Annotated in this window: 12 protein-coding genes and 1 tRNA gene; 5 read left to right on the top strand and 8 right to left on the bottom strand. The window is 44.8% G+C overall.

Translation table 11 applies throughout. The features are described 5' to 3' along the window. Positions 1–134: 134 nt before the first annotated feature. A complete protein-coding gene (locus ACWQ4X_RS16695; RefSeq protein ID WP_457904408.1) occupies positions 135–1,037 on the bottom strand; it encodes a LysR family transcriptional regulator in 903 nt (300 codons plus the stop codon). A 121-nt stretch (positions 1,038–1,158) separates the two neighbouring features. On the opposite strand from ACWQ4X_RS16695, the gene ACWQ4X_RS16690 reads away from it, so the two are divergent. From ACWQ4X_RS16690 to ACWQ4X_RS16680, 3 genes are all read left to right on the top strand, one after another. After that, complete coding sequence (locus tag ACWQ4X_RS16690; RefSeq protein WP_457904398.1) at positions 1,159–2,403, top strand: MFS transporter; 1,245 nt, start codon at positions 1,159–1,161, stop codon at positions 2,401–2,403. Between the two features lie 38 nt (positions 2,404–2,441). Next, positions 2,442–2,768, top strand: a complete 327-nt coding sequence (locus ACWQ4X_RS16685; RefSeq protein WP_457904397.1) for a gamma-glutamylcyclotransferase family protein — start codon at positions 2,442–2,444, stop codon at positions 2,766–2,768. Positions 2,769–2,894: 126 nt separating this feature from the next. Continuing rightward, positions 2,895–2,970: transfer RNA gene (locus ACWQ4X_RS16680), tRNA-Thr, on the top strand. A gap of 55 nt (positions 2,971–3,025) precedes the next feature. On the opposite strand, the gene ACWQ4X_RS16675 is transcribed toward ACWQ4X_RS16680, so the two are convergent. The 6 genes from ACWQ4X_RS16675 to gabT form a co-directional block, all read right to left on the bottom strand. Beyond that, the gene (locus ACWQ4X_RS16675; RefSeq protein WP_457904396.1) at positions 3,026–3,862 is read right to left on the bottom strand and encodes an SAM-dependent methyltransferase; all 837 of its coding nucleotides are present in this window, start codon (positions 3,860–3,862) and stop codon (positions 3,026–3,028) included. A gap of 6 nt (positions 3,863–3,868) precedes the next feature. Beyond that, the gene (locus ACWQ4X_RS16670; RefSeq protein WP_457904395.1) at positions 3,869–5,167 is read right to left on the bottom strand and encodes an FAD-dependent oxidoreductase; all 1,299 of its coding nucleotides are present in this window, start codon (positions 5,165–5,167) and stop codon (positions 3,869–3,871) included. 438 nt (positions 5,168–5,605) lie between these two features. Then, entirely contained in the window at positions 5,606–6,490 is an 885-nt protein-coding gene (locus ACWQ4X_RS16665; protein WP_457904394.1) for a pirin family protein, read from the bottom strand. A 197-nt stretch (positions 6,491–6,687) separates the two neighbouring features. Further along, positions 6,688–7,251 carry an alkyl hydroperoxide reductase subunit C gene (ahpC, locus tag ACWQ4X_RS16660; RefSeq protein WP_457904393.1) on the bottom strand — a complete coding sequence of 188 codons (564 nt, stop codon included), beginning with the start codon at positions 7,249–7,251 and terminating at the stop codon, positions 6,688–6,690. Between the two features lie 218 nt (positions 7,252–7,469). After that, the gene (locus tag ACWQ4X_RS16655; RefSeq protein ID WP_457904392.1) at positions 7,470–8,927 is read right to left on the bottom strand and encodes an NAD-dependent succinate-semialdehyde dehydrogenase; all 1,458 of its coding nucleotides are present in this window, start codon (positions 8,925–8,927) and stop codon (positions 7,470–7,472) included. After that, the gene (gene gabT, locus ACWQ4X_RS16650; protein WP_161932909.1) at positions 8,924–10,222 is read right to left on the bottom strand and encodes a 4-aminobutyrate--2-oxoglutarate transaminase; all 1,299 of its coding nucleotides are present in this window, start codon (positions 10,220–10,222) and stop codon (positions 8,924–8,926) included. Before gabT ends, ACWQ4X_RS16655 begins: the two co-directional genes overlap by 4 nt. A 155-nt stretch (positions 10,223–10,377) precedes the next feature. Here gabT and pdxR point away from each other — a divergent pair, with 155 nt between their 5' ends. Beyond that, a complete protein-coding gene (gene pdxR / locus ACWQ4X_RS16645) occupies positions 10,378–11,877 on the top strand; it encodes a MocR-like pyridoxine biosynthesis transcription factor PdxR (protein WP_457904407.1) in 1,500 nt (499 codons plus the stop codon). A gap of 71 nt (positions 11,878–11,948) precedes the next feature. Here the strand turns inward: pdxR and ACWQ4X_RS16640 are convergent, their stop codons facing one another. Continuing rightward, positions 11,949–13,391, bottom strand: coding sequence for an amino acid permease (locus tag ACWQ4X_RS16640; RefSeq protein ID WP_100241223.1), 1,443 nt, complete (start codon positions 13,389–13,391; stop codon positions 11,949–11,951). Between the two features lie 797 nt (positions 13,392–14,188). Here ACWQ4X_RS16640 and ACWQ4X_RS16635 point away from each other — a divergent pair. Then, positions 14,189–14,349 (top strand): recombinase family protein (locus tag ACWQ4X_RS16635; RefSeq protein WP_457904406.1); only part of this gene is annotated, 161 nt, incomplete at its 3' end.

Genomic DNA, 14,349 nt, shown 5'->3' with positions numbered 1-14,349 from the left:
GGCTTAAATCACATGATAAAACCAAACTAAGATACTGAAATAATTAAATTAATATGCTTTTTATTTCAGCATTTTCAGCACAGATTCAGCAGCAATCTCATAACTGTTCCACACTCCAGCACCGACTCTGTGGCTTATGTAGCACCCTGATGACAGACCATTTGTAACATGCTGGCAAAATTAATCGCCAGTTGGGTTGCCAAATGCTGCTTATAAATGACCGCCAGCCCAACCGTCGGTGCAGGCGATGCAAAAGGACGATACACCACACCCTGAATTTGTAATTGCTGTGACGACTCAGGCACCATCGACACCCCTAAATTGGCGGCCACCAAGGATAAAATCGACACGATTTGTGGGGCGCTCTGCCCCATTTTCGGTTCAAATCCCGCCTGCTGACAGGCATCGCTAATGGCATCATACAAGCCTGCACTGACACTCCGTGGTGACACAATCAACTCCTGTTCACGCAAACATGCCACCTGTAGCGGCTGCTCGCCCTGTGCCAGATCCCGGCGTACAGAAACTGCGGCAATCAGGGCTTCATCCAGTAAATGCTGCATGGCCAAACTGGCATGAATTTGTTTGGGTGGGCGAATAATCGCAATATCCAGTCGATCTTCCAGCACATAGTCAATCAATTTAAGTGAGTTGGCTTCTTCCAGTTTTAAACCCACTTTCGGATACTGCTGCTGATAACGACGAATACTCTCAGGGATCAGCGGATTCAACATCGAAGTGCCTGTAAATCCAAGACGCAGCTGCCCCACTTCACCATTCGACACATGTCGCGCCAGCTGAATCGCATCCTCCAGTTGATGTTGCAACGGTTCGACAGCCGTGAGAAAAGCCTGTCCAACCTCGGTCAGCACCACCCCTTGAGAAGTGCGTAAAAACAGTTCTGCTCCAATGCAATCTTCCAGATCGCGGATTTGCATACTTAAAGGTGGCTGGCTCATGCACAAACGCTGTGCCGCGCGGGTAAAGATTTTTTCTTCAGCTACAGTTAAAAAATAGCGGATATGGCGCAGCTCAATAATCATATATAAAACATATATTGCTCTAGACTCAAATATATTAGAAAGATAATCTGACCACTGCTAGGCTTATTCTGTAATTGATCATAAGCGCCACATCTTTTGGCGACTGGAAATTCAGATGCTCAGCCCCGCCTCATCAAGTCAAGAACTTGAACCTATCCCGCCCCTTTCCGAATCTTGGATTCAGTCTGGGACAGCCACCTATTACCGTGCAGGACTTGCCCTGTTCTTGGTGGGTTTTGCCAGTTTCTCGCTGATTTACTGTGTGCAACCACTGCTGCCTGCCTTTACTGAAACCTTTGCAGTCAGCCCTGCTAACAGTGCACTGGCCTTGTCGCTCACTACCGCCTTTTTGGCAGTTTCGATTGTACTGTCCAGTGCCTTTTCACAGGCTTTAGGACGTCGCAATGTGATTTTCATCTCGATGGCCTGTGCAGCAGCCCTGAATATTTTGGCGATGTTTATTCCACACTGGCACACCTTTCTCGCGACACGCGCACTAGAAGGTTTTGTGCTGGGTGGCGTACCTGCCGTAACCATGGCGTGGATTGCCGAAGAAATGGATCCCAAAGCCTTGGCACAAACCATGGGGCTGTATATTGCGGGAACGGCGTTTGGCGGCATGATGGGTCGGGTCGGTATGGGCATGCTGATTGAATGGGTCAACTGGCAAACCGCACTGGGTTTATTGGGCATGCTGTGCTTGCTCTGCGCATTCGGCTTTGTTTATTTACTACCACCTTCCCGCCATTTTGTGGCCAAAAAAGGACTGAATTTAAACTTTCACCTGCAAGCATGGTGGTCGCATCTCAGTCGTCCTACACTCCTGCGTCTGTATGCTGTGGGCTTTGTGTTGACCAGTATTTTTGTGACCTTGTTTAATTACATTACCTTCCGTTTGGATGCTGCCCCCTATTTTCTCAGTCAAACGCAAATCAGCCTGATTTTCCTGTCATATAGTTTGGGGATGGTGTCTTCATCACTGGCAGGTCGATTGGCACAGCGTTATGGTCGGCAAAGTATGGTGATTCTGGGCTTTGTCTGTATGGGACTGGGTATTACCTGTACCTTAGCACAGAACCTCTGGGCAATTATTTTCGGCATCGCCTTGATTACCACAGGCTTCTTTATTGCACATGCGCTATGTAGTGGTTTGGTCGGTGCAGCGGCACAAAACCATAAAGGACATGCCACCTCCTTATATCTACTGTTCTACTACCTCGGTTCGAGCATTATCGGTTCTGCTGGCGGCTGGTTCTGGTTACATGCAGGCTGGTTGGGGGTGGTATTCCTCACGCTCGGCTTAGTACTGGCAGGGATTCTGCTCTGCCTGATTCAAATTCGTCCGCAATCTCCTGTTTAAACCAGCTTCATCTCTTCTTCAAGGAACAACGGCTAATCATGTTGAGTTTATTTGTTTATGGCACTTTAGGACCGAATCGTCCCAATGCACACATTCTAGAAAATATCGGTGGAACATGGGCAGAGGCCTATGTACATGGCGAGCTACAGGACAAAGGTTGGGGCGCAGAATTGGGCTTTCCAGGCATTGTGCTGAAAGATGATGCGCCTGCCGTACACGGTTTTGTGTTTTTCTCGGACAATTTAGCCCAACATTGGACTGTGCTGGATGAGTTTGAAGGTGAAGGCTATGTGCGTCGTCCTGTACAAGCCAGCTTAGTTGCAACAGGTGAACAGATTGACACGTGGGTCTACAGCCTAAAATAGCCTGAATTTTAGACAAAAAAAGAAGATGGCGAGTCGCTTGGATGCGATTCAACATTCTGTATATTCGATCGTTCATTTTTTGGCTTGCATTCAAAACAACTTAATGTAAAATGCACAGCACAAGATGCCGGCATAGCTCAGTTGGTAGAGCAACTGACTTGTAATCAGTAGGTCCACAGTTCGAATCCGTGTGCCGGCACCATTAACTTAAGCTCACTATTTATAGTGGGCTTTTGTTGTTTTTAGCCCTGCATTTTTTATTTCTTTTGTGCGCTCACCTGCACATATTGCACCATGCCCTGCGCCCATAATTTCTGACACAGTTTTGCCGTCAGCTTAATTTTCATCACATCAAAAGCTGTGTGTTGTTCGCCCGTCTGTGCCGTGTTCTGCTGCTGAATATATCGGGCGAAACCACCGAATACAGCTTCGGATAAATCTTCAATCTGAATGTGTTCAAATCCTGCCTGTGCTAACTGTTGCTGTAGCGCCATGTGATCGGGCAGATCTTTTAAATTCACATCTGCCGCTTTGAGTAATAGCGCCAACTGCATTTTGTCCACGGCATTTGAATTCAAAAATTTTGGGCTCAACCTTAAGTAATGAAACGCCAAACGCCCTTTTGAATTCAAAACGGGAGACACTGCACTTAAAAATGAATTCAAACTGCTGTGATAGGCCGCATCTATACACAACACCACATCAAAGTGCTGCTGAAACGGAATTTTTTTTAAATTCAAAAAAGACTGGCAATAAATCTGTTGCGGTTCGGGGAAGATGGCTTGAATACGTTGCACACATTCGGCTTGCAACTCGACTGCTGCAAGGTGTTGAATCTGATAATGCTGCCGCCAATGCAGCACGCTTGCACCTTGCCCACAACCCAAATCCAGTACATGATCGGATGCAGTTAATTGCACACTCTCTGCCAGATGATCGGCTAGGGCACGGCAAGCGTCGGGATATGTCTGCGCTACGTCAGACCAATAGCCCAAATTGCTCCAAGCCAGTTCGCTACTGTCCCCTAATAATTTTGCATTTATGGCATATTTATGTTGGGACACTTCTGCGCTAAGCTGTTGGAGCCATTTCATGATTGCTTAGTAGCCGAGTTGCGGAGCAACCTCTACTTTAGGCTTTAAGCCCACAAACGGCAATGGTGCACCAAAAATCTCGGCAATATTCATGGCTGATGTCACTGCAGATTCCAAGATTGGTAAACCATCACACGACCACGAACCGCAATAGAACACTTTACGATCGGCTTGCTTGTGGCGTTGTTGCAACTGTTTATTCAATGCCACAGTTTCTGAATTCACCACCGCACGAGTCAAGGTCACACTAGAAATAATCTTTTTCGGATCAATTTCAGTGACAGGACGCCAAGTTTGGAACACTGGATTTTTACCCACAAGGCTTGGCTCAACCGCATTTAACCAGACAGTGAATTGCTGACGGGTAAATTTACGATCCATCATATAGCTCAATACCGCCCAGTCTTTACGCTTTGGTGGCATCACCGATGTGTCGGTATGAATGACCAATTGACCTTGTTCAAATTTGAATTGCTTCAACAAATCAATATCTTCTTTAAACTGATCTTGATCGAGGAAAGTGTCAATTTTGTTGGTTGGCGTCGCAATCACCGCACGATCAAACTGGTAGGTTTCCCCAGCAGAGTTTTCTACCTGCACTTTATCGCCTTGCTGCTTCACATGAGTAATCGCAGAACCGCTACGGATCTCGATGCCTTGAATCAGCTTGTCCACCAGCGCTGGCGTGCCACCCTGCATACGAAGCAAAGCATCACCATCCGTCAATTGACGCAAGAAGGTCAATAAGGGTTTTGCTGGCCAGTCGCCAATGGTTTTCGGGTTACAGGTACAGATGGTATACAGCACCGGCATCACCGCACCGTGCCAGAACACTTCTTCAATATCATTCTGATTAATGAATTCAGCCAGCGTAATATCTTGATTGTCTGATTTAAAGAATTGCGAAATGGCCGTTTTCAACTGCAACATGCCTTTCACCAAACGCCAACCGTACTGCTTGATGCCTTTACGGTTATTGATGATTGGGAAATTGCCAATACGGGTACGGGTGGTGGTCAACCACGTTTCGGTTTTGTCTTCAAATAACCAGCTACACGCCATATAGGTGCGTACTGGGAAGGTCTGAATGCCTAAATAGGTCGCCAGACTTAAAGTATTCTTCCACAAATGCGGATTCATGACACGTAAAGGCGCATCAATCAATCCACCCTCAAACTCGGTACTGTGACTATCCATTCCACGGCGTGGTAAGGCTTCAAAAATTGTAATGTTATGTCCAGCATCTTTAAGAATTCTCGCGGTAGCCAGCCCAGCCATGCCACTACCAATAACTGCAATATCCAAAGTTATTATCCGTCAGTTACACATTAAGGAAATTATGTACCAAGGGCAGACAAAACAGACTATTAAAAAGTGCCAGATTCCGCGCTTTTAAAATTCGCTAACAAAATAATTTCAGAGCGTTTTTTTGATTTTATTTTTAAGTATATTTTTTAAACAAACTCTATTTTTAAATTATTAAAATTTTATTTTTTGTTTAAAATTAGTTAATTATATTAACCAATATTTTACCACCTATTTTACAAACACAGCAAAAGCAGGTATCATACGTCGCAGAAAAATGACAACTTCATCACACTATACAAAGTAGGACACTATGCAAATCTAATTCATAACAATGGTGTCACCCAGAACAAAACTTACAGCGCAAAAAGCCCCGATTCACCTCGGGGCTTCTTCTTTTTGGATGGATATAAAACAACGAAAGAGTGGCGAAATGATTTAGCGCACACGCTCTTCTACAGGGATTTCACCAAATTTTCCTTGGTTAAAATCTTCAAATGCCTGAATAATTTCCTGTTTGGTGTTCATCACAAACGGACCATAACCCTGAATCGGTTCATTTAAGGGCTTGCCGGTCAAAATCAGGAATTTGGCATCGGCCACGGCTTCCAGCTGAATCTGGGCTTCGCCATCATGGGCAAACAGTACAATGGAGTGATCCAGCACTTTTTGCTGACCATTCAGCAGCATTTCACCTTGTAGCACCACCACCAAGGTGTTGTGATCCACAGGGACAAATACTTGTTCAGTATGTCCTGCTTTTAATTCACCATCCCAGACATTGACTGGTGTAAATGTTGATGCTGCACCAGCATGACCAGCATATTCACCGGCAATCACCCGCAAATGCCCTGCCTCATCGTCAAATGCAATCACAGGAATCTGTTCCGCTTGGATGGCTTGATATTGCGGTGCGGTCATTTTATCGGCAGCAGGTAAATTCACCCACAACTGCACCATTTCAAACAAACCGCCTTGCGCTGCAAACTCGCTCGAATGAAACTCTTCATGCACCAAGCCCGAGCCTGCGGTCATCCACTGCACATCACCTGTTTGAATGGTGCCACCACCACCACTGGAATCTTTATGCGTTACCGCACCTTGGTAAGCAAGGGTCACGGTTTCAAAACCACGATGGGGATGCGAACCAACACCATATTGTGCCGTGGTCGCTTTAAATTCATAAGGTGCCGCATAATCCAGCAACAAGAATGGGCTGATCGCCTGACCTAGACGGTCATAAGAAAACAGGTTTCTGACTGGGAAACCATCACCGACCCAATGCATATTTTGGTTACGGTAAACACCTGTAATTTTTTTCATTTCAAAACTCCTATCTCTAGGATTTAACATGCAGGCATCTTAGGAATTTTAAAGCGCTGAACCTAGTCAGCTTGTGCAATACACCATTCTATTTTTAAAACGATCTTTGGGATTAGTTTGACGGATTCCTGTTTTTCACCGACATAAAAAATCCAGAACCTTAAGTTCTGGATTTTTAAATTCAAAGCATTTTCGACTTAGATTTTACCAATCAGGTCAATTGAAGGTGCCAAAGTCGCATCGCCTTCTTTCCATTTTGCAGGGCAAACTTCGCCTGGGTGAGCATGTACATACTGCGCCGCTTTAACTTTACGCAATAATTCTTGCGCATCACGACCGACACCACCGGCATTAATTTCAATAATCTGGATTTTCCCTTCAGGATCAATCACAAAAGTACCACGATCTGCCAGACCTTCTGCTTCAATCAGCACGTCAAAATTTTTCGCCAATACCCAAGTCGGATCGCCAATCATGCTGTACTGAATTTTCTTAATTTCTTCAGAACTGTCATGCCAAGCCTTATGCGTGAAATGCGTATCGGTCGACACTGAGTAAATTTCTACACCCATCTTTTGGAATTCAGCATAGTGATCGGCTAAATCGCCTAATTCGGTTGGACAGACAAAAGTGAAATCGGCAGGATAGAAAAATACAACGGACCATTTGCCATAAAAATTCTGTTCAGATACTTGAACAAATTCACCATTTTTATAAGCAGTTGCGTTGAATGGTTTGACTTCAGTATTGATTAAACTCATGTGTTGTTCCTCGGTCTCTGTAACGGTGTTTGTTTAACTTGAAACCAAGAATAAGGAATTTTATTACATAGGTAAAACCGTAGTTTTTTATAATTTTAATCGGTTTTATAGATTTATAATTTAGATCAAATATTTTCTTTCCATCTATTTCTTCGATGCCAATAAAAATGCTGGCGACAACCTCAGCCATCACCAGCATTTTGAACCATCAGCAAAAATTATGCTGTGGTGTCAGTCACATCGATACACATGTACTTCATTTCCAAGTACTCTTCGATGCCCCACTCTGAACCTTCACGACCTAAGCCAGACTGTTTCACACCACCAAATGGCGCAACTTCATTGGAAATGGCACCCGTGTTTACACCCACCATGCCATATTCTAACGCTTCGCCCACACGCCATTGACGTGCAGCACTTTGCGTGAAGATATAGCTGGCCAAACCAAACTCGGTATCATTCGCCATCGCAATTGCTTCTGCTTCCGTTTCAAAGCGGAACAATGGTGCCAATGGACCAAAGGTTTCTTCTTTCGCCACACGCATGTCTTGCGTTACATCACGCAATACTGTTGGTTCGAAGAAGGTCTTGCCTAAAGCATGCAATTGCCCACCGATCAGCACTGTCGCACCGTTCGCTTTCGCATCATCAATATGTGATTGCACTTTCGCTACAGCTTTGGCATCAATCAGTGGACCTTGCGTCGAACCTTCGGTACGACCATCACCTACTTTTAATTTTGCCACTTCAGCCACTAAGCGCTCGCATAGGGCATCATAAATGCCTGATTGCACATAGATACGGTTCGCACAAACACAGGTTTGACCGCTGTTACGGAATTTGCTCATCATGATGCCTTGTACGGCTTGATCAAGATTTGCATCATCAAATACGATCACGGGTGCATTACCACCCAACTCTAAAGAAAGCTTTTTAATGGTCGGTGCACATTGCTGCATCAAGATACGACCCACAGGTGTCGAACCTGTGAAGCTCAGCTTACGTACCACATCGCTGTTGCATAGGGTTTGACCGACTTCAGCAGAATCACCACTAATGTTCAACAACACATCTTGCGGTAAGCCTGCTTGCAATGCCAACACTTCTAAAGCATACGCAGTTAACGGCGTTTGTTCCGCTGGTTTCACCAACATTGAACAACCTGCCGCAATCGCAGGTGCTGCTTTACGGGTAATCATCGCAGCGGGGAAGTTCCACGGCGTAATAGCCGCAGTCACACCAATCGCTTGCTTGATCACCACCAAACGCTGATGCGCTTGGGTTGGAGAAAGCACAGCACCATCAATACGACGTGCTTGCTCGGCAAACCAACGAATAAACGATGCGGCATAAGCAATTTCACCACGTGCTTCAAGCAATGGTTTGCCTTGTTCAGCCGTGAGTAACTGTGCCAAGTTCTCCTTGTGTTCAAGCATTAACTCGTACCACGCCCACAATACATCGGCACGTTGTAAAGCGGTTTGCTTTTTCCATTGTGCTTGTGCGTGTTCAGAACGGGTAATGGCAGCTTCGACACCAGCACGGTCATAGGTTTTCACCCATGCAAGGCTTTCACCTGTCGCTGCATCTTGAACTTCGATATAGTCACTTGAAGCAGGTGCTTCAAGTGCAATATCAGGATGTGCTAATAAATATTGCAATCCTTGTTGAATCATGCTGATTGCTCCGCAGTTTGCGCCCCAACAGTCTCTGGAAGTGCCAGTGAATCAAAACCTTGTTTTAAGATGTCTAATGCTTGGCGGAATTGTTCTGTTGGAATGGTTAATGGATATAAGAAACGAAGAACGTTTCCATTTTTACCACAAGTCAACAACAACAAACCTTTCTGCATTGCAAAAGTTTGTACAGCTTTTGCGATGTCTGCATTTTCAACTTCAACAGCCACCATTGAACCCAATGCACGAACATCGTTCACAATCGTGGTTTCAGCTTGGATTTGTTTTAACAACGTTACTAATTCGTCGCCCAAGACATTGGCACGTTCGCATAGCTGTTCTTCTTGAATCGCATCAATCACCGCGTGCGCTGCTGCAACTGCAATTGGGTTACCTGCATAAGTACCACCTAAACCACCTGGGTTTGGTGCATCCATCACGTCTGCGCGACCTACAACACCTGAGATTGGGAAACCACCGCCCAAGCTTTTCGCCATGGTGATTAAGTCTGCCTTAGTTTCGTAGTGATCCATTGCGTACAATTTACCTGTACGTGCAAAACCAGTTTGAACTTCGTCAGCAACCAATAAAATACCGTGTTGATCGCAAAGCGCACGTAAACGCTTTAAGAATTCCGCAGGAACAACGTTAAAACCGCCTTCACCTTGAACTGGCTCAAGGACAATCGCTGCAACGTCATGTGCTGCAACATCTTCACTGAAAATGTTTTCAACGCTTTCAATCGCTGCATCAATAGAAATACCTTTAGATGCAACTGGGTAACGTGCGTGGAATACGCCTGCTGGCATCACACCAAAATCACGTTTGTACGGTGCAGTTTTACCTGTCATTGCCATAGTCATGAATGAACGACCGTGGAAACCGTTACCAAAAGTAATAATGCCGTGACGACCTGTATATGAGCGCGCGATTTTTACCGCATTCTCAACCGCTTCTGCACCTGTGGTGAAGAATGTGGTTTTTGCTGGACCATCAATCGGTGCAAGTGCGTTAATACGCTCAGCCAAAGCCACATAGCTTTCATATGGAGTTACTTGGTAAGCCGTGTGGGTGAACTTGGTTAATTGTTCAGTCACTGCTGCAATCACTTTCGGATGACGGTGACCTGTATTTAATACCGCGATACCACCTGCGAAGTCGATGTATTGGTTGCCTTCCTTGTCCCAAATCGTGGCATTTTCAGCTTTTTCTGCATACCACTGACACATCACGCCTACACCGCGTGGAGTTGCTTGCTGTTTACGTGCGTTGAGTGCAGAATGTTGAGTATCCATTATTTTTCCTCATTTTTTCATCATCAATTACAGCTTTGGTCTATGCATCCCTTCGCCTTATTTCAGGATGCTTTACAATGACTGCCTATGACTGTAATTTCGCGCTTCTTGCGTCAACTGACGAGAGCCACTTTTTAACTGTAGGAGAGAGCCAATTGCGTAGTTTGTTAGGCGACCATTTGTTACACCGTCTCCAACAGGATACTGCGGGTAAACTGCATCAACGTTTATTCCGTTGTTTGCGAGGAGCAATCACCGAAGGCGTGATTCAACCCAAAACTCGCCTGCCCGCTTCTCGTGATTTGGCCAGTGAAATTAAAGTCTCGCGCAATACCGTGCTGTCCGCCTATGAACAACTACAAGCCGAAGGCTATTTAGAAGCCCGTACAGGACATGGCACATGGGTGGCAGAACATTTGCCTGAAGTATTTTTAAATACCATTCACGGCAAAAAAACCGAAGGCATTGCCAAAGCCCAAAAAAATGCTTCGCTCTCGCAACGTGGTGCACTGGTATTTGGTCATGCCGCAGCCTCTCCGCATCAATGGGGCGCTTTTGTGCCGGGTGCACCCGATGTGACCGAATTTCCGCATCAAATTTTTAGCCGCATTCAGGCGCGTCTGAACCGTGAACCAGATATTACACAATTGATTTACAGCAATGCGGGTGGCTGTATGGAACTGCGCAGTGCCGTGGCAGACTACTTAAGAGTTGCCCGTTCAGTGCAATGCGATACCGACCAAATTATTATTACCGAAGGCATTCACCAAGCCATTGATCTGGTGTCTCGTGCCTTGTGTGATATTGGCGATCAGGTCTGGATTGAAGACCCCGCTTACTGGGGCATGCGCAATACCCTGCGCATTAACGGGCTGGATATCCATCCCATGCCTGTGGATGCAGATGGCATTATTCCTGAACAAAATCCAGAAAAGCCGCCGAAACTGATTTTTGTCACGCCTTCGCATCAGTATCCTTTGGGTTCACACCTGAGTTTAGAACGTCGAAAACAACTGTTAAGCATTGCTAAACAAAATAATAGCTGGATTGTAGAAGATGACTATGACAGTGAGTTCCGCTTCTCAGGACAGCCTTATCCGTCCTTGCAAGGTTTAGAGCCTGACTCGCCCGTAATTTATATGGGCACCTTCAGTAAAACCATCTACCCTGCACTACGCATTGGCTACTTGGTGGTGCCGCGCTCGTTGTTCTCTCCATTACGGGTCTTGGCTGCGGAACTGTACCGTGGTGGACATTTGCTGGAGCAGCGTGCCTTGGCGGAATTTATTCGTGAAGGGCATTATGAGGCGCATATTCGTCGTATGCGCTTACTGTATGGTAAACGTCGCGCCTACTTGGTCGATTTAATCAATCGCTATCTCGGGCCTGAATTTGTGCATGAATACAATGATGCTTCAGGACTGCATTTGGTGTTGAAACTGCCTGAGCACTGCGATGATGTCGGCATTGCCTCTTCTGCCTTGGAGCGTGGCATTAAAGTCCGTCCACTGTCGCAATACTATATGCACTCACATGCACGCGCGCAGCGTGGACTGCTAATGGGCTTTGCCTGCGTAAATGAACGCGATATGGTGATGTCCTTTGGCGTGTTGCTGCAATGCTTGCGTGAAGCTGGGGTTCCCACCCTGAATTAAACTGATCCCCTGTAGAAATAAAAAGAGTCTCCTAATTGGAGACTCTTTTTTTAACTTGGGCTAAGCAAGACTTAAACCAGTTCTTCTTTATGGGTATGCGCAAGATGAACCGCTCTACGCTCCTTCCCCCAGCCCAGCTTTTCCGACAAGAAGCCAAAGAAGACAATGGTGCCGAACAATGCTGTGGTGTAGATCACTTCTTTGAAATAAGTGCCTTCAATCAGCATGGTCAGAATCGCCCCGATAATCGCAATGATTACGGCATAGGTTACATAAGGGAATAACCACATTTTAAAGTCAATTTGCACCCCTTGTGCTTCCAACTTTTTACGCATACGCAGTTGCGAATAGGCAATGGTCAAGTACACATACAAGGTTGCTGCACCTGTGGTGAGCATGAAGAAGTCATAGACATCCATACTCTTGGTTGCAGTTAACACAACTGCAATTACCGAGAAGATACAGGATACAATCACACCTACAGATGGACTGCCATGACGGTTGATTTTACCAAAGCTCTTCGGTGCATCACCACGTTTAGACAAAGAGAAGATCATACGTGAGCAGGTATACAATGCCGAGTTAAAGCAGCTACATACCGAAGTCAGTACCACGAAGTTCACAATATGACGCGCACCAGGAATGCCAAGAGCCGTCAAGGTCACACTGTACGTACCCCAAGTTGAATCTTTCAACAGTTCGTTGTTGTGTGGAATCAAACAAACCGCAACAAACATCGAACCGACATAGAACAACACAATTCGCCAAACCACTGAGTTTGAAGCTTTACGAATTTCTTTAGATGGATTTTCAGATTCAGCCGCTGCAACGGTCACAATCTCAGCCCCGATGTAGGCGAACATCACACCCAGCAAGGCAGTAATCACTGAGGATGCACCATTTGGCATAAAGCCTTCAGCCGTCAAATTGCTGATACCTGATGCAGTCGGGTCACCCCAAGGCCATAAATGCATGATGGCTAAGCTACCGATCACAAGGAAGATCACAATCGCAATGACTTTGACCAGTGCAAACCAGAACTCAAACTCACCGTAATTTTTCACGTTCTGTAAATTGACGGCAACCAAAGCAACAATCACCACCACCATATAGGTCCAGATCGGAATAAACGGGAACCAGTTATTTAAAATTTTACCGGCAACATAGGCTTCCCATCCCATGAGCATGGCTAAAGTACACCAGTACAGCCAGCCAATTGAAAAACCAGCCCAACGACCAATTGCACGGTCAGCATACGTTGAAAAAGAACCACTATCAGGATTTAAAACCGCCATTTCACCAAGCATACGCATGATGAACCAAACCAATAAACCACCGAGTGCGTAAGTGAGAAAAACAACAGGTCCAGTGTTGTAAATAATACTTCCTGAACCGACAAAGAGAGAGCCGCCAATAACACCCGCAATCGAGATCATGGTCAAGTGGCGTGACTTAAGCCCATTATTTAAGCCTTGGGAGCCTTTGGACTCAGACGTATTTTGATGTCCAGCCATACAATTTTCCTTAACATGATAGGAATATTGGTGTCACAGAGTGAGTTCACCCTAGGTCATCCCTATTCCTAAATACTTGGTGAATTTGCCCAACCGCCTGAGGGAGAGGATTGTGTGGGCAAATCCGACGTTTCCGTATGCATACTTCTAATAGGCTTAATTTGTCGTTTTGGCACTCAAGAAACGAGAGCCATTTTTCTATAGAAAGAAAGAGCCAATTGCTTTTTTAATGCACTATTTTTGTGCGTTTTTGTAATTTGTTTCCGTGTGCCGTGTCTAATTTAAACTAAAAATCAGCGACCAAAGTCATTAAAAATAATAACTTAAGCAGAAAATTTCCTATCTAAATTAATCCACTTTTACAGGAGCCAATTCATGAACCTCGCGAACGGCTTATCCTCTAGAACTTTAGTATAGCGCGCAAATTATTTAGCTGAACTAAATAAAAAAACCTTCCTAGCTGGGCTAAGAAGGTTTTGCTTATTTACATCAATGGGATGAAGGTACTTAAGTCCGATTAAAACGGATATATACACTAAAAACAAATATATTTTTATATTACAATTAATTATAATAAAAAGTAAATTATTTTGTCAATTTCTTTATTGTAAATTTAACAAAACTACTTACTGCACAATACGACTAATATGTCACAAAGACACCTCCATAAAATTAGTGTTAATTAAATGGTCGTTTTCTTTACATTTAAAACATGATCCTAGAATTACATTTTTTATTCAAAATAACGTAAAGAAATTGCGATAATAAATCTATGTAAAGTTTAGGTACGTTTTATTATGATTATTGGATATGCTCGTGTCAGTACACATGACCAAAATCTAGATTCACAATTAGATGCACTCCAGAAGGCAGACTGTGAACAAATTTTTCAGGAAAAGATAACAGGAAAAATTAAGGATCGTCCTGAATTGATAAGTTGCTTGAAAGCTCTAAGAAA

It is taken from the genome of Acinetobacter sp. NigerLNRRAM0016, assembly GCF_054112845.1.
The sequence above is the reverse complement of the archived record's forward strand: the minus strand, read 5'-3'. Positions and strand labels throughout refer to the sequence as shown.